The sequence below is a fragment of the Streptosporangium sp. NPDC050284 genome, assembly GCF_044459525.1.
Classification (GTDB): domain Bacteria; phylum Actinomycetota; class Actinomycetes; order Streptosporangiales; family Streptosporangiaceae; genus Streptosporangium.
This window is the reverse complement of sequence record NZ_JBITIZ010000002.1, coordinates 328,054-348,512: the sequence shown is the minus strand read 5'-3', so window position 1 is coordinate 348,512 and position 20,459 is coordinate 328,054. Positions and strand designations below refer to the sequence as shown.

General features: G+C 70.4%; 19 protein-coding genes. 9 read left to right on the top strand and 10 right to left on the bottom strand.

Annotated elements, in window-relative coordinates:
- Positions 1-114 precede the first annotated feature (114 nt).
- The gene (locus tag ACIBH4_RS05900; RefSeq protein WP_362516626.1) at positions 115-918 is read left to right on the top strand and encodes an aminotransferase class IV family protein; all 804 of its coding nucleotides are present in this window, start codon (positions 115-117) and stop codon (positions 916-918) included.
- Positions 919-1,079: 161 nt separating this feature from the next.
- Complete coding sequence (locus ACIBH4_RS05895; RefSeq protein ID WP_362769455.1) at positions 1,080-1,670, top strand: iron chelate uptake ABC transporter family permease subunit; 591 nt, start codon at positions 1,080-1,082, stop codon at positions 1,668-1,670.
- Here the strand turns inward: ACIBH4_RS05895 and ACIBH4_RS05890 are convergent.
- Both ACIBH4_RS05890 and ACIBH4_RS05885 read right to left on the bottom strand, forming a co-directional pair.
- The gene (locus ACIBH4_RS05890; protein ID WP_362516622.1) at positions 1,640-2,299 is read right to left on the bottom strand and encodes a response regulator transcription factor; all 660 of its coding nucleotides are present in this window, start codon (positions 2,297-2,299) and stop codon (positions 1,640-1,642) included. The genes ACIBH4_RS05895 and ACIBH4_RS05890 overlap by 31 nt on opposite strands.
- Complete coding sequence (locus ACIBH4_RS05885; RefSeq protein ID WP_362769452.1) at positions 2,287-3,546, bottom strand: sensor domain-containing protein; 1,260 nt, start codon at positions 3,544-3,546, stop codon at positions 2,287-2,289. The genes ACIBH4_RS05890 and ACIBH4_RS05885 overlap by 13 nt, the downstream gene beginning before the upstream one ends.
- A gap of 135 nt (positions 3,547-3,681) precedes the next feature.
- On the opposite strand from ACIBH4_RS05885, the gene ACIBH4_RS05880 reads away from it, so the two are divergent.
- Positions 3,682-3,951, top strand: a complete 270-nt coding sequence (locus ACIBH4_RS05880) for a hypothetical protein (protein ID WP_362516618.1) — start codon at positions 3,682-3,684, stop codon at positions 3,949-3,951.
- Positions 3,952-4,057: 106 nt separating this feature from the next.
- On the opposite strand, the gene ACIBH4_RS05875 is transcribed toward ACIBH4_RS05880, so the two are convergent.
- Complete coding sequence (locus ACIBH4_RS05875; protein WP_362516616.1) at positions 4,058-5,074, bottom strand: AraC family transcriptional regulator; 1,017 nt, start codon at positions 5,072-5,074, stop codon at positions 4,058-4,060.
- A gap of 178 nt (positions 5,075-5,252) precedes the next feature.
- On the opposite strand from ACIBH4_RS05875, the gene ACIBH4_RS05870 reads away from it, so the two are divergent.
- Positions 5,253-6,068, top strand: a complete 816-nt coding sequence (locus ACIBH4_RS05870; RefSeq protein ID WP_362516614.1) for an NAD(P)H-binding protein — start codon at positions 5,253-5,255, stop codon at positions 6,066-6,068.
- Positions 6,069-6,256: 188 nt separating this feature from the next.
- Here the strand turns inward: ACIBH4_RS05870 and ACIBH4_RS05865 are convergent, their stop codons facing one another.
- Both ACIBH4_RS05865 and ACIBH4_RS05860 read right to left on the bottom strand, forming a co-directional pair.
- The gene (locus tag ACIBH4_RS05865) at positions 6,257-7,768 is read right to left on the bottom strand and encodes a ricin-type beta-trefoil lectin domain protein (RefSeq protein WP_362769449.1); all 1,512 of its coding nucleotides are present in this window, start codon (positions 7,766-7,768) and stop codon (positions 6,257-6,259) included.
- An 84-nt stretch (positions 7,769-7,852) separates the two neighbouring features.
- Complete coding sequence (locus ACIBH4_RS05860) at positions 7,853-8,410, bottom strand: MerR family transcriptional regulator (RefSeq protein WP_362516903.1); 558 nt, start codon at positions 8,408-8,410, stop codon at positions 7,853-7,855.
- A 100-nt stretch (positions 8,411-8,510) separates the two neighbouring features.
- Between ACIBH4_RS05860 and ACIBH4_RS05855 the strand changes: the two genes are divergently transcribed.
- Together ACIBH4_RS05855 and ACIBH4_RS05850 are read left to right on the top strand one after the other, a co-directional pair.
- Complete coding sequence (locus ACIBH4_RS05855; protein WP_362769446.1) at positions 8,511-8,831, top strand: metalloregulator ArsR/SmtB family transcription factor; 321 nt, start codon at positions 8,511-8,513, stop codon at positions 8,829-8,831.
- 44 nt (positions 8,832-8,875) lie between these two features.
- On the top strand, positions 8,876-9,331 hold the full coding sequence (locus tag ACIBH4_RS05850) for an SRPBCC family protein (protein WP_362516607.1): 456 nt from the start codon (positions 8,876-8,878) through the stop codon (positions 9,329-9,331).
- A gap of 227 nt (positions 9,332-9,558) precedes the next feature.
- Here ACIBH4_RS05850 and ACIBH4_RS05845 read toward each other — a convergent pair whose 3' ends face one another.
- The 4 genes from ACIBH4_RS05845 to ACIBH4_RS05830 all read right to left on the bottom strand — a co-directional run bounded on the left by ACIBH4_RS05845 (position 9,559) and on the right by ACIBH4_RS05830 (position 14,792).
- The gene (locus tag ACIBH4_RS05845) at positions 9,559-10,203 is read right to left on the bottom strand and encodes an SRPBCC family protein (RefSeq protein ID WP_362516605.1); all 645 of its coding nucleotides are present in this window, start codon (positions 10,201-10,203) and stop codon (positions 9,559-9,561) included.
- A 236-nt stretch (positions 10,204-10,439) separates the two neighbouring features.
- Positions 10,440-11,744, bottom strand: a complete 1,305-nt coding sequence (locus tag ACIBH4_RS05840; protein WP_362769443.1) for an AI-2E family transporter — start codon at positions 11,742-11,744, stop codon at positions 10,440-10,442.
- A 205-nt stretch (positions 11,745-11,949) separates the two neighbouring features.
- Positions 11,950-13,164 (bottom strand): hypothetical protein, encoded by a 1,215-nt coding sequence (locus ACIBH4_RS05835; RefSeq protein ID WP_362516601.1) that lies wholly within the window; start codon positions 13,162-13,164, stop codon positions 11,950-11,952.
- A 110-nt stretch (positions 13,165-13,274) separates the two neighbouring features.
- Entirely contained in the window at positions 13,275-14,792 is a 1,518-nt protein-coding gene (locus tag ACIBH4_RS05830; protein WP_399171653.1) for a dolichyl-phosphate-mannose--protein mannosyltransferase, read from the bottom strand.
- Between the two features lie 196 nt (positions 14,793-14,988).
- Between ACIBH4_RS05830 and rsmI the strand changes: the two genes are divergently transcribed.
- Positions 14,989-15,843 carry a 16S rRNA (cytidine(1402)-2'-O)-methyltransferase gene (rsmI, locus tag ACIBH4_RS05825; protein WP_362522389.1) on the top strand — a complete coding sequence of 285 codons (855 nt, stop codon included), beginning with the start codon at positions 14,989-14,991 and terminating at the stop codon, positions 15,841-15,843.
- Between the two features lie 54 nt (positions 15,844-15,897).
- Positions 15,898-17,427 (top strand): dolichyl-phosphate-mannose--protein mannosyltransferase, encoded by a 1,530-nt coding sequence (locus tag ACIBH4_RS05820; protein WP_399171515.1) that lies wholly within the window; start codon positions 15,898-15,900, stop codon positions 17,425-17,427.
- On the opposite strand, the gene ACIBH4_RS05815 is transcribed toward ACIBH4_RS05820, so the two are convergent.
- Positions 17,375-18,979: a hypothetical protein gene (locus ACIBH4_RS05815; RefSeq protein ID WP_362509277.1), complete on the bottom strand. Its 1,605-nt coding sequence runs from the start codon at positions 18,977-18,979 to the stop codon at positions 17,375-17,377. The genes ACIBH4_RS05820 and ACIBH4_RS05815 overlap by 53 nt on opposite strands.
- Positions 18,980-19,080: 101 nt before the next feature.
- Between ACIBH4_RS05815 and ACIBH4_RS05810 the strand changes: the two genes are divergently transcribed.
- Entirely contained in the window at positions 19,081-20,349 is a 1,269-nt protein-coding gene (locus ACIBH4_RS05810; RefSeq protein WP_362509280.1) for a glycosyltransferase family 2 protein, read from the top strand.
- Positions 20,350-20,459: the final 110 nt, after the last annotated feature.

Sequence of the window (20,459 nt, the reverse complement as noted above, 5' to 3'; positions counted from 1 at the left end):
TTGACCTTTCCATCGATGTGAACCTCTAACGTCGCCTCGTGAACGGACATTCCGGCCCGGGTGTCCGCGTGATCGTCAGTGCTCCCCTTCTGACCTGTCCCGTTGGAGTGACGCATGTCCGCTTTTGTTGTGCACCGTGACGGCCGCGCGGTGAGTGCCGAGGAGTTGGCGCCGCTCGCCTTCGCGGGCTACGCCCATTTCACCGCCGCGCAGGTGCGTGGTGGCCGGATACGGGGCCTCGACCTCCACCTGGAGCGACTGCGGTCCGCCTCCACGGAGCTGTTCGGCCGGGCGCTGCCCGACGATCGGGTGCTGACCCGCATGCGGGCGGCACTGCGGTCCGGTCCTGCCGACCTCTCGCTGACGGTCACCGTGTACTCCCCGGCGGGGGAGTTCACCGTGGCAGGGCCCGACGTGGAGCCCGAACTGCTGGTACGCACCGGACCGGCCACGTCCGGCCCGCGCGGCCCGCTCGCGCTGGCGGCGGTCGAGCACGAACGGTTCCTCCCCGCAGTGAAACACGTCGGAGAGGTGGCGAAGACGTACCTTCTCCGTCAGGCCGTCGGCGAAGGCTTCGACGACGCCGCCTTCGTCGACCGCCGGGCACGGCTCAGCGAGGGGTCGATCTGGAACCTGGCCTTCTGGGACGGCGCCGAGGTGGTGTGGCCCGAGGCCGAGATGCTGCACGGCACGACGATGAACATCGTCCGCCGACAGCTGGACCGCCTCGGTGTGCCCCAGCGCGTCCTGGAGGTGAGGATCGCCGACCTGCCGACGCTGGCCGGGGCCGTGGTCATGAACTCGTGGACGCCGGGTGTGACGGTGCGTCGGATCGGCTCGGTGTCCCTGCCGGAAGCGCCGTCCTTTGTGTCGCTACTGCACCGGGCCTATCAGGCGGAACCTCTCACCGCGCCGTAGGCTCGATGCCTTCCCTGCCCTTACCGAACGACGACCACATCTGAGGCTCATGGGCAGGAGGCGGACGGAGTCGCTCTGACCAGTGCTTCTTCCCGAGCGTGTTGTCCTGCCGTCCGGTATTGGGGTGGAGAAATGTCGCTTGTGCCGCACCGCGTCCATCCATGACCAGGGAGACCCGCACGCTGCCCGCCCTCGCGGCGGGGCCGGTCGACGCCCACGGTCGCCGCCGGCGTGCCTCCCGTCGCCGCCTCGTCGTCGTGACGCTGGTGGCGCTCGTCGTCACCGGGTTCGCCGTGACCTTGATGGCCGGGCAGACGTTCTACCCGCCCCGCGACGTGGTGCGGGTCATCCTCGGCGAGCAGGTTCCGGGTGCGTCCTTCACGGTCGGACGGCTCCGGTTGCCGAGGGCCGTCCTCGCCGTGGTCGTGGTCGTGAGCTTCGGCTTCGGCCTGGCCGGTGTCACCTTTCAGACGATGCTCCGCAACCCGCTGGCCAGCCCCGACGTCATCGGCATCAGCTCGGCGGCGAGCACCGCGGCGGCCATCGCGATCGTGTCGCTGTCCTTGAGCGGGACGCAGGTGTCGGTCCTCGCCATCGTCTCCGCCCTCGCCGTCGCGCTGCTGATCTACTCCCTGGCGTTCCGGGACGGCGTCGTCGGCACGCGGCTCATCCTGATCGGCATCGGGATCGCCGCGATCCTCGAAAGCGGAACGGCCGGTGGTCAGGCTCGGCGCTGGGCGTCTTCGAGATAGCGCAGGACGGCGGTGACGCGCCGGTCCGCCCGGTCCGCGGGCGCCAGGTCGAGCTTGGCGAAGATGCTGCGGATGTGCTTGTGGACGGCGCCGTCGGTGACGAAGAGCCTCTCGGCGATGGCGGTGTTGCCCAGTCCTTCGGCCATCAGGGCGAGGACGTCGCGTTCGCGGGGACTGAGGCGGTCCAGCCGGTCGTCGGACCGGGTGCGGGCGAAGAGTTGCGCGACGACCTCGGGGTCGATCGCCGTGCCTCCCCCCGCCACCCGGTGCAGCGCGTTCAGGAACTCGTCGACGCGTCCGACCCGCTCCTTGAGGAGGTATCCGAGGTGGGCGCTGCCCTGGGCGAGCAGCTCGGTGGCGAAGGCCTGTTCGACGTACGCGGACAGCACGAGCACGGCCAGGCCGGGTCTGCGGCGCCTGGCCTCGACGGCCGCGACGATCCCCTCGTCGGTGTGGGTCGGTGGCATCCGGACGTCGACGATGGCGACATCCGGCTCGTGGGCGTCGACGGCGGCGAGGAACCCGTCGGGCTCGGCGGCGGTGGCCACGACGTCGAGCGACTCCGCGCGCAGCAGCAGCGCGAGCCCTTCGCGCAGGAGCGGGTCGTCCTCGGCGATCACGATCCGCATGGCAGGCTCACCTCAAGGACGGTGGGCCCGCCGGGGGGACTGGTCAGCATGAGCGTCCCATCATGTGCTTCGGTACGGCGGCGGATGCCGACGAGTCCGGACCCGCCGTGCTCGTCGGCTCCTCCGCGGCCGTCGTCGGTGATCTGAAGGTGCAGCCGGTCGTCGCGGCGGCGGACCATGACGGTCGCGTGACCGGCGTGGCTGTGCCTGGCGATGTTGGTGAGCGCCTCGGCCACCACGAAGTAGGCGGTGGCCTCGACGGAGGCGGCGCAGCGGCTGGGAAGGTCTGCGTCGAGCCGGCAGGGCACCGGGCAGGTGGTGACCAGCCCGGTCAGTGCGTCGACGAGGCTCCGGTCGGTCAGCACCGGAGGCAGGATGCCGCGGGCGACCGCGCGAAGCTCGACGAGCGCCTGCTCGGCGGCGTCCTGGGCGCGGTCGAGGATGGCCTCGGCGCCGGACGGGTCGCGCGCCAGCGCACGACGGGCCGCGCCGAGCAGGATGGTGACGGCGACGATCCGGTTCTGGGTCCCGTCGTGCAGCGACCGTTCGATCCGCCGCAGCTCGGCGGCGTGCGCGTCCAGCGCCGCCGCGCGGGTCGCGGTGAGCTGCGCGACCCGCAGCGCGAGGTCGGTGCCCGGGTCGGTCGTCAGGAGCCGCCGGCCGGGCCATGCCTGCAGTCGCGCCATCCCCGGTATGAGGAGCACGGCGAGGACGATCCATCCCAGGCCGAGCAGGCTCACCCCGAGGGCGCCTGGCAGGTCCCGCACGGTCCAGAGCCCCATGGCGGAGGTGGCCGCCTCCTCCGGAGGCAGCAGCCGCCACCACAGCGGGAAGGTGGTGTCGGTCACCGCGCTGAAGAAGATCGTGAGACCGGCCAGGCCGAGGAACAGACCGAGGGTCGAGTGGACGACCACCCAGCCCAGCTCCCGGCGCGTGGCCGGATCGGCGAGGGCGGCACGCAGGCCGGACGGCACCGGCCCCGGGCCGATGATCTCCGGCCCCCAGCGGGAGAGCCTCGCGCGCTCCCGGTCGGCGACGGCACGCAGCCCGCGCAGCGCGGTGGGTGCCAGAAACACGCCCACGCCGACGAGGCAGGCGAGCGCGGTGGCGGCGAGCAGCAGGAGAGCGACGAGGGCGAGGACCGTGGTGCCCAGCCCGCCGACGAGGTGTTCGAACGCGTCCAGGACGGTACGGGCACGGGCGAACACCGCCGGCTTGCGGCCGGCAGGGGACTCGTGGATCGACATTCACACCTCCTCGGCCAGACGATAGGGCACCGTCCGGGCGCCGTCAGGTCGCGGGCCGAGAAGTACAGCCTGCTGTACCTCGCCTGTCTCGTCGGCGGGATCGCCGGGGGCGGCGGCGGTTCGTAGCGTCGGAGCATGACGAACGGTTCGACCAAGGAGCACGCCGTGACCGACCCTTCCCACCGCGTTTCCAACACCTTCGAGACGCCGCCTTCGACGCGGCCCGCCGACGCCCGGAGCGGCATGGTGCGTCCCGTGCTGTGGACTCTGCTGATGGTCGGTGTGGTCTGCAACATCGTGACCTCCACCTCCGACCTCAACGTTTTCATCGGAATCGGGTTCGGGATGATCGTCCTGGCGTGTGCCGCCGCGCTCGTCACCCACCACTACCTGCACCGGCGCTGATGGGCGCCGGGAACGAGGGGGCGAACACCGCGCCGTTCGCCTCCTGCCCAGGAGGCACGCCGTCTCAGGGACGCCGCCTCGGTGGCAGGTCTCCGATGCCTCCGCCTCAGGGGGAACCGGGACGCCCGGCGCTCGCCGCCTCTCCGGTCCGGACGGTGACGCCGTCGCGGTAGACGCTCGGGCTCACGCCCAGGACGCGCTTGAACGCCGAACTGAAGCCGAACGCGTCGGAGTAGCCCACCCTGCGCGCCACCGTGGCGACCGTCGCGGCGGGTTCGGCCAGCATGTCGGCGGCGAGCGCCATCCGCCACTCTGTCAGGTACGTCATCGGCGGCTCGCCCACGAGTCCGGTGAACCGCCTGGCCAGGGTGGTGCGCGAGACGCTCGCGGCGGTGGCGAGGGAGGCGAGCGTCCACGGCCTGGACGGGGCCTCATGGATGGCGCGCAGGGCCGGGCCGACCACGTCGTCGTTCAGGGCGGTGTACCAGCCGGGACTCACCGCTTCTGGCCGGTCGAACCAGTCGCGTAGCGTGCACACCAGCAACCAGTCGAGCAGCCGGTCCAGCACGATCTGGTGCCCCGGGCGACCGGAGAGGAGCTGCGCCTCCAGGTAGGCGCCCATACTGCTGCAATCATGATCGTCCGGTACGACGAGCACGGGGGGCAGCACCCGGACCAGGCGGCGGGCCACCTCGCCGTTCACCCGGTACGACCCCGCCAGCAGGATGGTCCGGCCGGTCAGGTCTCCGGCGACGGCCCCTTCGGGGGGAACCTCCCCGGCAGGGCGCGGTGCGCCGGTCCCCGCGAAAACGGAAGGCCGCGGTGTGCCGGTGTCCGCGACGAGTGGGCTGGGTGCGTGGGCGTCCGCGAGGACGAGTGGCCGCGGTGCGCCGGTGTCCGCGACGACGAAGGGCTCCGGCCCGCGCACGATCGCCGCCTCGCCAAGTCGCACCTGCCGGGCGTCGTCTCCCCGGACGATCCACCCCTCGCCGCGCAGGGGGACGAGGAGCGTCAGGGAGGGACCGTCGGCGAACCTGAGCGCCCACGGCGGCGACAGCACCGACGCGCCGAAGACGGCCCCCTCGCCGCGCACCCCCCGCAACAGGTCGTCGTACGGGTCCATGGCGCCCACGATAACCGGACGATCGCACGGGTGCGGCCTGCGCCCGGGGCATCGCGACAACGGGACGATCGGACCAGGATGGCCTGCGTCCAGGGTGCCGCGACAGTGGGACGATCGGACAGGCGCGGCGTACGTCCGGCCATGTGCGGGCGGCTCCCCGCGCGGTTGGCTCTGTGACATGAGAGAGATCCTGATTCTGGGCGCGACGGGCAAGACCGGCCGCCGGGTGGTGCGGCGACTGCGCGCGGAGGGGGAGCGGGTGCGGCCCGCCTCCCGTTCCAGCGAGGTTCGCTTCGACTGGTCCGAGCCCACCACCTGGGAGAACGCGCTGCGAGGCGCCGAGGCGGTATACCTGGTGGCGCCCGACGACCCCACCCCGATCCGCGGCTTCGTCGAGAGCGCCACGGACGTCAAGCGTTTCGTGGTGCTGTCCGGCCGGGGCATGGACCTGGTCGGCGAGGACTTCGGCCAGGGCATGGCCGCCGCGGAGCGGGCCGTACGCGACTCGGGGGCGGAGTGGACGATCCTGCGGGCGAACAACTTCAACCAGAACTTCGACGAGGACCTGTGGCACGCGCCGCTGCGGGCGGGGAGGCTGGCGTTGCCGATCGGCGAGGTGCCCGAGCCGTTCATCGACGCCGACGACGTCGCCGCGGTCGCCGTGGCCGCGCTGACGAGGGACGGGCACGCGGGGCTGACGTACGACCTGTCGGGGCCGCGCGGGGTGACCTTCGGCGCGGCCGTCGAGATCATCGCGCGGGCGGCGGGCCGGTCCATCGAGTACGTCGAGCTGACCCCGGAGGCCTACCGGGCCGAGCTGCTCGCGGAGGGATATCCGGAGGTCGCGGCCGACGCGCTGAACGCCCTGTTCGCCCTGCACCGCGCCGGTCACACGGCCGAGCCCGTCGACGGGGTCGAGCGGGTGCTCGGCCGTCCTCCGGTCGCGTTCGAGGACTACGCGGCCCGGGTCGCCGCCACCGGCGCCTGGTCGTGACCTCCCGTCAAGATCGTGGTGTTGGGTGGCCGGTGCGGTGGGGGCGCGCACCGCGTGTCCCCACCGCGCGCCGCCGGATGCGCGGTGGGGACTTCCACCGCGTATCCGGCGGTGGGTGAAACGGCGCGGTGCCGGGGCGGTGCGAACCGGTGAGAACGCTTACCGCCCCGGCGGTGTCCCGCGGGTGGTCAGCCTCGCCGCCACTTCTGGTTGGCGCCGCCGTTGCACTCCCACTGCTGCAGCGGGGTGCCGCTGCCGCCGAAGCCGGTGACGTCCACGCACTTGTTGGCCTGCGGGTTGACCAGGTCACCCGCGCCGCTGAGGACGAACTGCTGCGCCGGGTTTCCGCTGCAGGTGGCGAGCTGGATGGCGGCGCCGTTGGCGGTGGAGCCCCAGGCCACGTCCATGCAGAGGCCGAAGGCGCGGACGGTGCCGTCGCCGGGGAACGTCCAGTTCTGCGCGGCGGTGCCGTTGCAGTCCCACAGTTGCAGGCGCTGCCCGTCGGCGGCGTTGCTGCCGGGCACGTCGATGCACTTGTCCTGCCAGCCGATGAGCCGTCCGCCGCCCCCGCCGGTGGTGGTCAGGGTGAGGCCGTACGCGCCGAGGATCTCGTTGACCGGCTGATAGAAGGTGTTGCCGCCGGTCGAGCAGTTGCCGGAGCCGCCGGAGGTGACGCCCTGGGCCTGGTCGCCGGTGATCCAGGCGCCGCCCGAGTCGCCGCCCTCCGCGCAGGCGGTGGTCTGGGTGAGCCCGTGGACCAGGGATCCGGAGTAGTTGACGGTCACGTTCTTGGCCTGGATGGTGCCGCAGCGCCAGCCGGTGGTGCGCCCGGACCGGCAGATCGAGGAGCCCACCACGGCTTCCCGGGAGCCCGCCACGGCGACGTTGCCGCCGCCGTAGTTGTTGACCCACGGGCGGGGTGTCCAGTTTCCGTTGGTACGGACCCAGGCGTAGTCGTTGTCGGGGAACGACGAGCCGGCGAAGGTGCCTTGGCTGACGTTGTTGTGGCCGAGGGTGGGGCTGCCGGTGCGGCCGCAGTGCCCGGCGGTGACGAAGCCGCCGTTGTTGACCGCGAAGCCCACCGAGCAGAGCGTGTTGCCGTTGATGACGTACTGGTCGCCGCCACGGATGTCGTACAGGGGTTTGGGCGCCTCGCCGACAGAGATCCGCACCTCGGCGGCGTCGACGGCGCCCGCCCTGACGAAACGTTCGGCGGCGGCGCGGTCGGCCGCCGACACCGCCACGGTGTTCGCGGCGACGTCCACGTACCAGCTGTGGATTTCCTTGCCCGCGGAGCCCGCGACTCGGTCGAGCGCGGCCTTCGTGGTGGCCAGTTGCTTCTCGCTGCGAGGCACGGACACCGGCAGCGCGCCCGCCGCGCGGACGAGGTCGGCGTCCTCGCGGTTCAGGACGCCGACGCTCAGCCGCCCCTCGCCGGGGGTGAACCACGCGCCGGCGAACCGGTCGGCGAGACGGGTGCGAAGCTGCCGCTCCACCACGGCCGCCCCGGCCTCGTGGGCCTGGCGGACGCGGGCCTGCGTGGGGGTGAGGCCGAGGTCTCGCCGCAGTGCCTGTTCGGCTGTGGCCGCCTTGGAGGGGTCGGGACCGGGGTCGGGTACTGCGGCGGCCTGCGCGGTCGGGGACGGGACGACGAGCGCGGCGGCGAGTACCGCCACGCTGGTCAGCATGGTGAATCTCACGGCTGGTCCTTGAGGGGTGGGGGGAGGAGGACGAGGCGTGAGAGCGCTCTCTCGAAAGAAACTTTACATTTAAGACAATGTAAGTCAATACAAGATCTGACCTGATCTGACTGAGCTTGACAGGGAAGCGTGGCGTCTCGGCACGGCCCGGCGCCGGATGCGGACGGGGCGCGTGGGGATCAGGGAGCGCTGTGGTGCGGGGAGGGCCGCAGGGCGTTCAGCAGCGCCTCGGGGGTGTCGGTGAAGAAGCGGATCGTGGTGGCCTCGGCACGGCCGCCGAGGGGACGGACCACGGTGACCGGCTCGGCCGGCTCGACGACCACGTTGGTCTGGGAGGACACCACCACGCTGAGCCGCAGGTCCGCCACGGTGATCATGCCGCTCTCGTTGTAGTCGCGCGACAGCCGCACCGAGGAGATCAGATGACGGGGGACGCGGAGGTCGAAGTACATGCCGTAGCGGACACGCAGTTCCTCGGCGGTCACCACGTGGGGCCGGGTGACGCAGGCCGCGATGATCATCAGCACGTAGAGGACCCCGTAGACGTCGGCGCAGGGGCTCGGGGAGAAGACCCAGGTGGTGGTAGTGGCGCACGGTCCGGGTGGACACCCCGACCAGCGCGGCGAGCTCGCCGATCCGCATGCCCTCATTGGAAACGTTGACGCTACGGCAAGGTCAAACCCACGATTAATACTTAAGTAGATGCTTGACTGTTCGCCTTTCGTCTCCAATACTTAAGTACATGCTTAACCAAGGTGGTTCGCTGGATCGGGTGTTCCAGGCGCTCGCGGACGCGACGCGACGCGAGATGGTCGAGCGGCTGGTTCGCGGGCCCTCGTCGGTGAGTGAGCTGGCCCGGCCTCTGGAGATGTCGCTGCCGGCGGTGATGCAGCACCTGCAGGTGCTTGAGGCGTGCGGTCTGGTCCGGACCGAGAAGGTCGGAAGGGTCCGCACCTGTCACGTCGAGCCGGACGTGCTGCGGACGGCCGAGAGCTGGCTCGTCGGGCAGCGCACCACCTGGGAGCACCGGCTCGACCGGCTCGGCGACCTGCTGAACGAGTGAGCCGGGATATCGAAACCCGGAACGACCGGAACAAGGAGAAGATCATGGCCGATGGTTCTGTCACGCATGCCACGTTCACCCTGGAGCGGGTGTACGACGTTTCCCCCTCCCGGGTGTTCGCCGCGTGGGCCGATCCGGTGGCGAAGGCCCGGTGGTTCGCCGCCCCCGACGGGAAGCACGACCTCGACTTCCGGGTCGGCGGCAAGGAGGTCAACCGAGGCGGACCGGAGCACGGTCCTGGCACGACGTTCGAGTCCTCGTACCAGGACATCGTCCCGGACGAGCGGATCGTCTACACCTCCACCCTCTCCGTTGGGGATGATCTGGCCACGGTCTCGTTCACCACGGTGGAGTTCGTCCCCGAGGGCGCGGGCACCCGGCTGGTCCTCACCGAGCACGACGCCTTCCTCGACGGCCACGAGAAGCCGGAATGGAGGGAACGCGGCACCGGCGGATGGCTCGACGCGCTGGAGGGGGAACTGCGGCGGCAGGGCTCGTGACCATGGGCACGGCCGGTAACGCGAGCGGCCGGCGTTCGGCGCGGCCTCGGCGGTCGCGCGCGACGCCTTCACCGCCGGGCTCGACATCACCGCCGTCGTCGCCGGAGTGCCGGTGACGGGCATCGCCGTACTCGCCGTCACCGCGCTGCGGCACATGGCCCCCACAGGTCGCACCGCCGACGAGGGTGAGCCCCGCGATGGCTCACCCTCGTCGGCGGCCGCCGTCTCTAGAGCTCGCCGCTCTCGATCGCCTGCTTCATCGCCGCCTGGGTCGCCTCGTGGGAGGTGACGCCGTTCTCCAGGACGAAGTCGATCAGCGTGCTGTCCGCGTCGAAGGTGAGGTACTCGGTGACCTTGGTCTTCCCTCCGGAGAGCGCCTCGAAGACGATCTTCTGGTGCGTGACGACGTTGGGCATCGTCCAGCTGTCGGTCTCGTAGTAGAGGGCGGCGTGGTTGATGCGCTGCTGCGCGTGCGTGTTGATGACGACGGTCGAACCCTCGTACGGGAGCTCCTCGACCGCGGTGAAGTTGATGTGGCGCTTGCTGCCCTGCCACGAGTCCTCGTGGGTGACGACCCGCTTCAGGAACGAGTGCATGCCGAGGTGGTTGTTGATGTTCGAGTACGCGGGGAACACCTGGTTGACGGGGGCGTCGATGGTGATGGAGATGCTGTCCTGTGCCCGGCTCCGTCCCGATCCCGGGAGGGGCGGCGTGTTCTTGTAGAACTTGTAGGTGTCCCACGCGGTCTGCCACTCGGCGGCGAGCTGGGGGTCGCTCTCCGGAGTGCTCGCGTGGGCAGGGGCCGAGAGGGCGGTGAGGACAAGGGTAGCGGCGAGCAGCTGGGCCGCGAGGAGTCGAAGGCGCTTCTTCACGTATACCCCAAAGGGGAGACAGTAGGTGCAAGTGATCTTTTATCGCATGTTGTAGTGATCTGTGTACTTTTGAGACGAAGAAGCGAAAAAAACTTTTTGTGATGTTGTGTGCGGATGAGGGGTGACGGGCGTACCTCGACGGTGAGGACTCGTGACCTCCCGACCCGTGCGGCGGGGGAGAGTCCGACGTGGCTCCTCCACGTCGATCAGGGGTCGATCAGGCCGGTCAGGGCCGGTCAGGTACGTTCCTGCCGGGGCAGGACCACCTCCCGCAGGATGAGCAGGACGGCCGCGGCTATCGGGATGCCGAGCAGCGCGCCCACCACGCCGAGCAGCGCGCCCCCCAGCAGAGCACCGACGATCGTGGCGAGCGGCGGCACGTCGACCGAGCTCTTCATCACGGTCGGGGCGATCCAGTAGTTCTCGATCTGCTGGTAGATCGTGAAGAAGACGATGCAGACGATCCCGACGGTCGGGGAGACGAAGAATCCCACCAGGGAGGCGATGCCCGCGCCGATGAAGGCGCCGACCAGCGGGATGAGGTCGGTGATCGCGACGATCAGGGAGAGCGCCAGGGCGTACGGGACCTGCATGATGCTCAGGAAGATGAAGGTCGTCACACCGGCGATGAGCGAGATGATCAGGTTCCCGGCGACGTATCCGCCGATGCTGTCGATGATCTGGTCACCGAGCAGGGTCGTGCGGACCCTGCGGCTCCGGGGGACGAGGCGGTAGGCCAGCTTCTTGAGCGACTTCAACGAGCCCAGGAGATAGAGCGTCAGCACCAGCACCGTGAGCGAGTTGAAGACCGCCCCGATGAGGACCGACCCGATGCCGAGCACACCGCCGAACATCTGGGTGCCGAAGTCGCCGCTCGTCACGTACGTCTGAAGCTTCTCCAGCAGCTGGAAGCGCTGGTCCAGGTCGCGGATGACCGGATTGTTCTGCAGCTCCTGGACGTACTGCGGGAGCTGCTCGACGAACTGGGTGGACTGCGTGGTCAGCGGGGGGACCACGGCCAGGCCGAAGACGACGAAGACGAGGATGACGCCCAGGAAGACGAGGGTGATGGCCCACACCCGGGGGACGTTGCGCCGCTGGAGGACCTCGACGGCCGGGTTCAGGCCGATGGCGAGGAAGAGCGAGACGACGATGAGGACCAGCACCGAGCTCGCGGTCGCGATGGCCTGCACCAGCCACCAGGCGGTGAGCACCCCCAGGGCGGCGGTGAAGCCGAACACGAACGGGTTGTTGCTCATCGAGCGTCCAGGACGGCCGAACGGGAGGTTCGGCGTGATCCCCGAGGACGGCGCCGCATCGGGGGACGCGGCCGCGCCGGGGGACACGGTGACCGTGCTCGCGGAGCCGCCGGGAGCGGGGCCGCCGGGAGCAGGAGCGCCGGGAGCAGGAGCGCCGGGAGCAGGGCCGTCGAGATCCGCGGGCGGGACGACGGGCAGGACCAGAGGGCCCGCGGAGGTCAGGATCGGCTCGGGCGAGGCGGATTCGCCGGCTCCGGCCGATGACGCCGGTACGCCTCCCACGCCCGTCTCCGTCGACGGAGCGCGGGGGGCGGGCGGGGATGGTTCCGGCGCTGTGGCGCGGTCAGCGGAGGTGGGCTCGGACACCCGCTGCCACTGCCCGTTTCCAGGAAGGTTAGTCGGTCCGCGACCACCATATTTTCCCTGGTCGCCGTACGGTTTCGAGCACGGCGGGACACCGGGGGCCGCAGGGGCTCAGGAGGTGTCGTCAGGTCATGTTGACGTACTGGCGGGGGCGCAGGGCGTGGTTGCGGAGGGCGGCGAGAGCGGCGGAGCGGCCGGCGGGGGTGAGGTGGCCGTCGACGCGCAGGCCGAAGGCGTCCAGGCGCCTGCCCAGCTCGGCGAGCGAGGCGTCGACCTCCAGGGTCTGCCGCTCCGTGCAGTCGATCACGGCGGTGATGTGGTCACGGTCGGCGGGGGCGCCGTCGGCGAGCAGCATCAGCGCCACCTCCCTGGCCGAGGCACGGAAGCCGTTCTCCCCCGGCGAGGGGGCGAGCAGGGCGGCGGCCGCGGTCTCCCAGAGCAGGTCGGTGTCGCCGAGCAGGCGCTCGCCCATCGAGGTGGTCACCAGGCGCCTGCCGGTCTGGCGTAGCGCGCCCATCTGGTCCTGGGCCACCTCGCGGACGGCCGCGAGCTCCGCGCCGCTCCAGGTGCTCTCCGCGAGCACGGAACGGGCGAGGTTGTGCCGCTGGGTCAGCGGGATGCCGCCCGGCCGGAGCCCCACGGTCAGCAGCCAGCGCAGCGCCCCCAGATGGGCCTCGTCCGGTGCTGGGATGGGCGCGTGTAAGCGCACCTCGAAGGGCTGGGCGAGCTCGCGCCAGGCGGTGCCCCGGCCGAGGACCCAGCGATTGAGCCGCTCGCCCTGGACCCGGTGCAGCCAGTTGTCGCCGCCCAGCTCGGGGCGGGGCGTGGTGAGCCAGCGGCTGGTGAGCTTCCGCCGCTCGGCCGGGTGGGGGGCGAGCTCACCGGAGACGATCGCCAGCTCCAGCGCGGCCGAGCAGGCGCCGTGCGCGCCCAGCTCCTCCGGTCCCATGATCGAGCTCCACCGCAGCTCGGGCACGTCGGGCGGGAGCACACCCGTCGCGTCCAGGGCCGACTGGTAGGCGGCCATCCCCGCGTCCTCGCCCAGACGGGCGTAGGTGCGCAGGATCTGGGTGGTCGTGGACGACGAGCAGAGGGCGGCGTAGCGCTCAAGGCCACCCAGCCGCAGCAGCAGGCCCAGCGCGCGGGCGATCGCAGGGCGGTCGCCGGTGACCTTCGAGGGCAGGGTGTACCAGAGAAACTCGCACACGTTGAGCTCGCTGATCGTCTCCAGCGGCTCGCCGCCGGTCAGCCAGTCGATCGCGCTGCGGGCATGCTCGGCGGAGGCGGGCTCGGAACGCTCCAGCTCCGACAGGAGGGCGGCCACGTCCGGTGCAGGCATGCTTCGCAGTCTGCCGTATGCGGGCCTGCTCTGACGATGAACGTGACGTAATGGATCCTGCACGGTGCCTACCCTAGGAAATGTCTTCTAAGTGGCTCATACGCGGACGCTCAGATCCAGCCCTTCTTGAAAAGCATCCGTGAACTCCACTCGGCGTACGGGATGATCTCGGCGGTGAGCACCGGATAGAGCCACCAGAAGTTGACGAGCGCCAGCAGGGCGAAGGCCCCCACGACCGCGGCGCCGACGGTCCGGCGTCCCTGCGGGGCGCTCGCCGGGCCGAGGATCAGCCCGGCCACGAGCACGATCGCCAGGATCATGAAGGGGACCATGGGGATCGCGTAGAACAGGAACATGGTCCGGTTGTCGGCGATGGCGTAGTAGAACCAGGGGAGCCAGCCGGCGGCGTAGCCGACGAGCACGGCTCCGGCCCGCCAGTCGCGGGTGGCGACGTACCAGGCGACCATGGCGATGAGGGCCGCGAGCCCTCCGTACCAGATGACCGGCGTGCCGACCCCGAGGACGGCCTGCGAGCAGGTGTCGGTTCCACAGCCGCCCTGGGGACTCTCGTAGAAGAACGCCACGGGGCGTAGCAGCAGCGGCCAGGTCCAGGGGTCGGACTGGTAGTTGTGCGGGGTCGCCAGGCCGGTGTGGAAGCCGAGCACCTGGAAGTGGTAGCTCAGCCATGATCGCAGCGAGTCGAAGACGAAGAAGACCGGCCCCTGCGAGGTCGCCTGCGCCCAGTTGCGCCCCCAACCGCCGGCGGAGGCGAACCAGCCCGCCCAGGAGGCGACGTAGACGGCGGCGGGGAGCAGGGCGGTGGTGAGCACGGCGCCGGTGAGGTCTTTGCCGAGGGTGCCGGCGTACGGTCTGCGCAGGCCGATGGCTCTGCGGGCTCCGGCGTCCCACAGCAGTGACATCACCGCGAAGGCGACGAGGAAGAAGACACCCGACCATTTGACGGCGCAGGCCGCGCCCAGGCACAGGCCGGCCGCGATGCGCCAGGGCCTGGCTCCCAGGCCGGGGCCGTGGTCGCTGAGGGGTGAGGCCTCGTACCAGGTGACGAGGCGTTCTCTGGCCCAGTCGCGGTCGGCGACCAGGCAGGCGAAGGCGGCCAGGACCCAGAACATCAGGAAGATGTCGAGCAGGGCGGTGCGCGACAGGACGAAGTGCAGGCCGTCGAGGGCGAGCAGGAGTCCGGCCAGGCAGCCGAGCATGGTCGAGCGGGTCATCCGGCGGGCGACTCTGGCCAGGATGAGGATGGACAGCACCCCGACCACGGCTCCGGCGAACCGCCATCCGAGGGGCGTCATACCGAAGATCTGCTCGCCCACGCCGATCATCCACTTGCCCAGCGGCGGGTGGACCACGTAGGAGGCGCACTTGTCGAGCTCGGTGGGCGCGCAGTCCTGCCAGATCGCGGTGCCGCCGTCCATCAAGATCTTGTCGGCGTCCTTGACGACATTGTGCTCGGCACCGAAGTTGATCAGTGCCCAGGCGTCCTTGGCGTAGTACGTCTCGTCGAACATGATTGCGCGAGGGTGACCGAGGTTCGTGAAGCGCAGGATCCCCCCGAACACCGCGACCAGGAGTGGGCCCAGCCAGCCCCACAGGGCGCCGCCGGGCATCGGCGGCACAAGCCGGTCGCGTACCGAGCCCTCGTGCCCGCCGGACGGCTGGGGCTCGGGCTGCTCTGACGCCTGGTTAGTGAAGTCGGTCACGGCCACTCCGACATCGTACGGTCACACCACCCCATCCAGCCCAGAGAAAATCTGTCAGATGCCCAATTCGAGAACTTCTTCCCCGGCTGGGAGGCGATCCGAAATGCGGGAGGATGGGACGGTGAACGACAACGGCAGGCTTGTGCTGGCAGGAGCTCCGATCGGGCAGGCGGGCGACGCCTCGCCCCGGCTGCGGCTCGCGCTGGAGAGTGCCGACGTGGTCGCGGCGGAGGACACCAGGAGGCTGCGCCGCCTCGCGGGGGAGCTGGGCGCGGAGATCGGCGGCCGGGTCGTCTCCTACTACGACGCCAACGAGGCCGGACGTGCCGCCGAGCTCCTCCAGGCCCTCCAGGACGGCAAGACCGTGCTGATCATCACCGACGCGGGCATGCCCGGCGTCTCCGACCCCGGCTACCGCCTCACCCACCTCGCGGTCGAGGCGGGGGTCAGGGTCACCTCGCTGCCGGGACCGTCCGCGGTGACCACGGCGCTCGCCGTCTCCGGCCTGCCCAGCGACCGCTTCTGCTTCGAGGGCTTCCCGCCGCGTAAGTCCGGTGAGCGCTCCCGCAGGCTCTCGGCCCTCGCGGAGGAGGAGCGCACGATGGTCTTCTTCGAGGCCCCGCACCGGCTGCACGCCGCGCTCACGGCGATGGCGGAGGCGTTCGGCGCCGACCGCCGGGCGGCGGTCTGCCGGGAGCTCACCAAGACGTACGAGGAGGTGCGGCGAGGCGGTCTCGGTGAGCTGGCCGAGTGGGCGGCCGGGGGCGTCAAGGGGGAGATCACGGTCGTCGTCGCGGGATACACCGGGCAGGCCCTGCCGCCGGTGATCGAGGACCTGGTCGGCGAGGTGGCGCGCAGGCAGGAGTCGGGGGTGTCGAGGAAGCAGGCGATCGTGGACGTGGCGAAGGCGGCCGGAATCCCAAAACGCGATCTTTATGACGCTGTCCATCGAGGCTGATTTATCACCATAATTGCCCGAATGGGATTGATACGGGATCGCCTCTTACCCCCCATGAGGGGAAGCGTGCTCTGGGGGTGGCTGGGCCCGCTGCTGGTCGCGGCGTTCGGGGGGATCCTGCGCCTCGTCGATCTCGGCAGGCCGCGCGCGGTCGTGTTCGACGAGACGTACTACGCCAAGGACGCCTGGGCGCTGATCCACCACGGGGTGGAGCGAGCCTCGCTCGGCACCGTGGAGGACCCGATCGCCGACCGCATGATCATCGCGGGGAAGACGGACTTCCTGGTCAAGTGCACGCCGCCGGAGGCCGACCCCTGTCCCCTCTACGTGGCCCATCCGCCGCTGGGCAAGTGGATGATCGGCGTGGGCGAGCAGATCTTCGGTATGACGCCCCTCGGATGGCGGTTCGCCGGAGCCGTGGTCGGGGTGCTGTCCATCCTCATCCTGGCCAGAGTCGCCCGCCGGATGACCCGCTCGACCATGCTCGGCTGCCTGGCCGGACTCCTGCTCGCCCTCGACGGCCTGCACTTCGTCCTGTCGCGCACCGCCCTGCTCGACATCTTCCTGATGTTCTGGGTCCTGGCCGCCTTCGCCTGCCTGGTCGCCGACCGCGACTGGGCCAGAGAACGCCTCGTCACCTGGTACGAGACCTCACCCCTCAGCGACCACGGCCCCGGCCTGGGAGCCAGGCCCTGGCGCATCGCGGCCGGCCTGTGCCTGGGCGCGGCCTGCGCCGTCAAATGGTCGGGCGTCTTCTTCCTCGTCGCCTTCGCGGTGATGTCACTGCTGTGGGACGCCGGAGCCCGCAGAGCCATCGGCCTGCGCAGACCGTACGCCGGAGCGCTGAACCGGGATCTGACCGGCGTCGTGCTGGTGATGGGCCTGCTGCCCGCGGTCACCTACGTCGTCTCGTGGGCGGGCTGGTTCGCCTCCCCCCTGGGCTGGGGCCGCAACTGGGTCCAGGCGACCTCGCACGGGCCGGCGTTCTTCGTCTTCGACTCGCTGCGATCATGGCTGAGCTACCACTTCCAGGTGCTCGGCTTCCACACCGGCCTGGCGACCCCGCACAACTACGAATCCGACCCCTGGACCTGGCCGCTGCTGCTACGCCCCGTGGCGTTCCACTATCCGCCGGACAAGACCGGATGCGGCGCCGACAGCTGCGCCGAGGCGGTGCTCGGGGTCGGCACCCCGGTCATCTGGTACGGGGGCCTGGTCGCTCTCATCGCCATGGTCGCCTGGTACGTCGCCACCCGCGACTGGCGGGCCGGAGCCGTGCTCGTCGGCTACGCCGCCGGCTGGCTCCCCTGGTTCTACTACGCGATCGCCGACGGCCGGACCATGTATCTCTTCTACATGATCCCCATGGTCCCCTTCATGATCCTCGCGCTCACCCTGGCCGCCGGGCTGATCATCGGAAAGGCGGACGCCGCGCCCAACCGCAGGGCGGTGGGGGCCGCGGTCGTCGGGGCCTTCACGCTCCTCGCGCTGATCAATTTCGGATGGCTCTACCCGGTGCTCAGCGCCGAGCTCATCCCGCACTCCCAGTGGTGGGCGCGGATGCTGTTCCGGAGCTGGGTGTGACGGGCTCGGGTATGACGGGATCGGGTGTGACGCTGTCGGGGGCGACGGCGGCGGGCGCGGCGGTGACGGGTCCCGAGAACCCGTGGCGCAGCGAGATCGCCGCCGCCATGCACGCCAGCGGCACCGCGGGCAGCAGGTAGCGGTAGTCGAACTCGGCCGTCGCCGCCGGTGCCAGGATGAGGCCGAGCGAGGCGAGCCACGGCAGCAGCACCGGCCCGCCCAGCTTCCGCCAGCGCACCGCCACCCCGGCCAGCCCGACCAGGAGCAGCCCGCCGAGCACGATGCCCGGCAGCCGGACGACCCGCTGGTACGCCTGCAGGAAGCCGGCCCACGGGTCGGTGACATCGGTGCCGATCACGCGCAGCTTGCCCTGGATCTGCGCGGTCCGCAGGCCCGGATCGTACTTCTGCGCGTCGGTGTCGGTGTTGCCCCGGTACGACGACCAGGCGGGAAGGATCTTGTTCTCCGGCAGGAACTCGTACTGCCGGTAGGTGTTGAAGTCGGGGAAGCGCGGCCGGCCCCAGTGGAAGGCGCGGAAGAAGTCGCCGGCCACGAGGCTGAGATAGTCGAGCGGCTGGGACAGGATGGCCCGCTGGGCGAACGCACCCGCGGTCTTGTTCGTCTCGGGGGTGAACGTGCTGCCCACCCCGAAGGCGTGGAAGCGCTGGCCGTTCTGCGCCCACCAGAGATATTTCTGGCCGGAGAAGCCGCGCTGGCCCGGCGGCGCGCTGATGCACAGCAGCGCCAGCTCCAGCTCCTCGCGAGGGTCGACCTTCATCTTCCGGCAGTCGGCGAACAGCGCCGTCCGCATGTAGAGGATCGCGCCGTCGCTGTTGGTCATCGCGAAGTTGCCGTGCGCGGACGCGAACCAGGCCATGTATCCGGTCACGGGGAGCGCGCACGCGACCACCATGGCCGCGATCGTCTTCCAGGCCGTGCGCTTCACCATCAGGTAGATCACGACCAGCACGAGAATCGGCAGGCCGATCGACCGGGTGAGCGCGGTGAGGGCGAGCAACAGCCCGACCACCGCACCGAGCCGCCAGGACATCCGCCGGTGCCAGAGCACCAGCGTGATCACGCCCACGACGAGCAGCATGAACATCGCGTCGGACATGATCAGGTGTTCGAGCTGGATCTGGTACGCGTCGAACAGCACCGGCACCGCGGCGAGCGTCGCCCCCCAGCCGGGCAGCCCGAACCTCACACGCAGCAGGGAGTAGATCAGCACCGCGACGCCCAGGCCCATCAGGTGCTGGACGAAGGCCACCAGCGCGAAGCTCTGCAGCGGCCGCATCAGCAGGAGCAGAAAGGAGTAACCGTTCGGTCTCAGGGCACTGGGACGGTCGGGGTTCACCGCCCCGGAGACATACTCGTAGGAGTCGTTGAACCACTGGGCAGGGCCGTACCCGAGCATGGTGACCACACGCAGCACGAACGCCAGCACCAGGGCGGCCACGAAGATCCGATGCCGATAGAGAAACGCCCATAGGCGACCGACCCGGTCGGGCGGAGGCACGTCCGGGCTAGGGCGGTCGGCGACGGTCACCATGCACTACAGGATGCCAGTCGTTTCAGGGAGTTGACCCGGGCAGGGGACTGTAGAGGGCATCATGGTGAGATTGGCCTGTGCCGTAAGTGAAGGGTTGAGACGTGGAACTGACCGTGGTCATGCCTTGCTTGAACGAGGCGGAGACCGTGGAGACCTGCGTACGCAAGGCGCTCGCCTGCATGCGGGAGCACGGTATCGACGGGGAAGTCCTGATCGCCGACAACGGCAGCACGGACGGCTCGCAGCAGCTCGCCCGGGAGGCCGGAGCACGCGTCGTGCACGTCGACGCGAAGGGATACGGCAACGCGCTGATGGGGGGGATCCGCGCGGCGCGCGGTCGCTACGTCATCATGGGCGACGCCGACGACTCCTACGACTTCACCGCCCTGCTGCCGTTCGTCGAGCAGCTCCGTGACGGTGCCGACCTGGTGATGGGCAACCGCTTCAAGGGCGGCATCGCGCCGGGCGCCATGCCTCCGCTCCACCGCTACCTGGGCAACCCGGTGCTCTCCTTCATCGGCCGCCTGTTCTTCCCCAGCGCGATCGGCGACTTCCACTGCGGTCTGCGCGGCTTCCGGCGCGACTCCATCCTCAAGCTCGGCCTGCAGACCGGCGGCATGGAGTTCGCCAGCGAGATGGTGGTCCGCTCGACGCTGTCCGGGCTGGACGTGCGCGAGGTGCCCACCACGCTGTCGCCCGACGGCCGCTCCCGCCCGCCGCACCTGCGTTCCTGGCGTGACGGCTGGCGCCACCTGCGCTTCCTGATGCTCTACAGCCCGCGCTGGCTGTTCTTCATCCCCGGCCTGGTCATGATGACGATCGGCCTGGTCGCGGGCACCGCCCTCACCTTCGGCCCCGTCTACATCGGCAAGCTCGCCTTCGACGTCGACACCCTGGTCGGCGCCTCGGCGATGGTGGTGATCGGCTTCCAGGCGTCCCTGTTCGCCCTGTTCACCAAGGTGTACGCGGCCGAGGAGGGCTTCCTCCCCGAAGACAGGAGAGTGCGCAAGCTCGTCGACATCGTGAGCCTGGAGAAGGGCCTGATCGTCGGCGGCCTGCTCGCCCTGGGCGGCCTGGGCGGCCTGGTCGCCTCACTGGTCCACTGGCAGACGCGCAGCTTCGGCCCGCTGATCCCCTCGGAGTCGCTGCGTATCGTCGTGCCCTCGGCCACCGCGCTGATCGTGAGCTTCCAGACGATCTTCGCGTCGCTGTTCATCAGCATCCTGGGCATCCGCCGTACGAAGGAGACGCCCATCGACGTGGCCGCCTCCGCCGCCGAGGAGGCCGCCGAGGCCGTCAGCCGCGCCGCCGCGGGCGAACCGGCCACCCCGGCCGAGAGTGCCACCCCGGTGTCGCCGCGGCTGCCCTGAGCCGAACCGGTCGACACCTCCGGCGAGAGGCCGCGCCGGGTTCGCAGAGGCCGTCCTGAACGCCACGGCGACCCCGGGAGAACGGCCGTCCCGAGTCGTCATGGCGGTTC

Excerpts from the sequence above, each read along its gene's own strand:
- ACIBH4_RS05850 (WP_362516607.1), top strand. The coding sequence starts at position 8,876 with ATGGCCGATGGTTCTGTCACGCATGCCACGTTCACCCTGGAGCGGGTG.
- ACIBH4_RS05875 (WP_362516616.1), bottom strand. The coding sequence starts at position 5,074 with ATGGACCCGTACGACGACCTGTTGCGGGGGGTGCGCGGCGAGGGGGCC.
- ACIBH4_RS05880 (WP_362516618.1), top strand. The coding sequence starts at position 3,682 with ATGACGAACGGTTCGACCAAGGAGCACGCCGTGACCGACCCTTCCCAC.
- ACIBH4_RS05890 (WP_362516622.1), bottom strand. The coding sequence starts at position 2,299 with ATGCGGATCGTGATCGCCGAGGACGACCCGCTCCTGCGCGAAGGGCTC.
- ACIBH4_RS05870 (WP_362516614.1), top strand. The coding sequence starts at position 5,253 with ATGAGAGAGATCCTGATTCTGGGCGCGACGGGCAAGACCGGCCGCCGG.
- ACIBH4_RS05830 (WP_399171653.1), bottom strand. The coding sequence starts at position 14,792 with ATGCCCGGCGGCGCCCTGTGGGGCTGGCTGGGCCCACTCCTGGTCGCG.
- ACIBH4_RS05860 (WP_362516903.1), bottom strand. The coding sequence starts at position 8,410 with ATGCGGATCGGCGAGCTCGCCGCGCTGGTCGGGGTGTCCACCCGGACC.
- rsmI (WP_362522389.1), top strand. The coding sequence starts at position 14,989 with ATGCGGGAGGATGGGACGGTGAACGACAACGGCAGGCTTGTGCTGGCA.
- ACIBH4_RS05895 (WP_362769455.1), top strand. The coding sequence starts at position 1,080 with ATGACCAGGGAGACCCGCACGCTGCCCGCCCTCGCGGCGGGGCCGGTC.
- ACIBH4_RS05885 (WP_362769452.1), bottom strand. The coding sequence starts at position 3,546 with ATGTCGATCCACGAGTCCCCTGCCGGCCGCAAGCCGGCGGTGTTCGCC.
- ACIBH4_RS05855 (WP_362769446.1), top strand. The coding sequence starts at position 8,511 with ATGCTTAACCAAGGTGGTTCGCTGGATCGGGTGTTCCAGGCGCTCGCG.
- ACIBH4_RS05835 (WP_362516601.1), bottom strand. The coding sequence starts at position 13,164 with ATGCCTGCACCGGACGTGGCCGCCCTCCTGTCGGAGCTGGAGCGTTCC.
- ACIBH4_RS05815 (WP_362509277.1), bottom strand. The coding sequence starts at position 18,979 with ATGGTGACCGTCGCCGACCGCCCTAGCCCGGACGTGCCTCCGCCCGAC.
- ACIBH4_RS05820 (WP_399171515.1), top strand. The coding sequence starts at position 15,898 with ATGAGGGGAAGCGTGCTCTGGGGGTGGCTGGGCCCGCTGCTGGTCGCG.
- ACIBH4_RS05900 (WP_362516626.1), top strand. The coding sequence starts at position 115 with ATGTCCGCTTTTGTTGTGCACCGTGACGGCCGCGCGGTGAGTGCCGAG.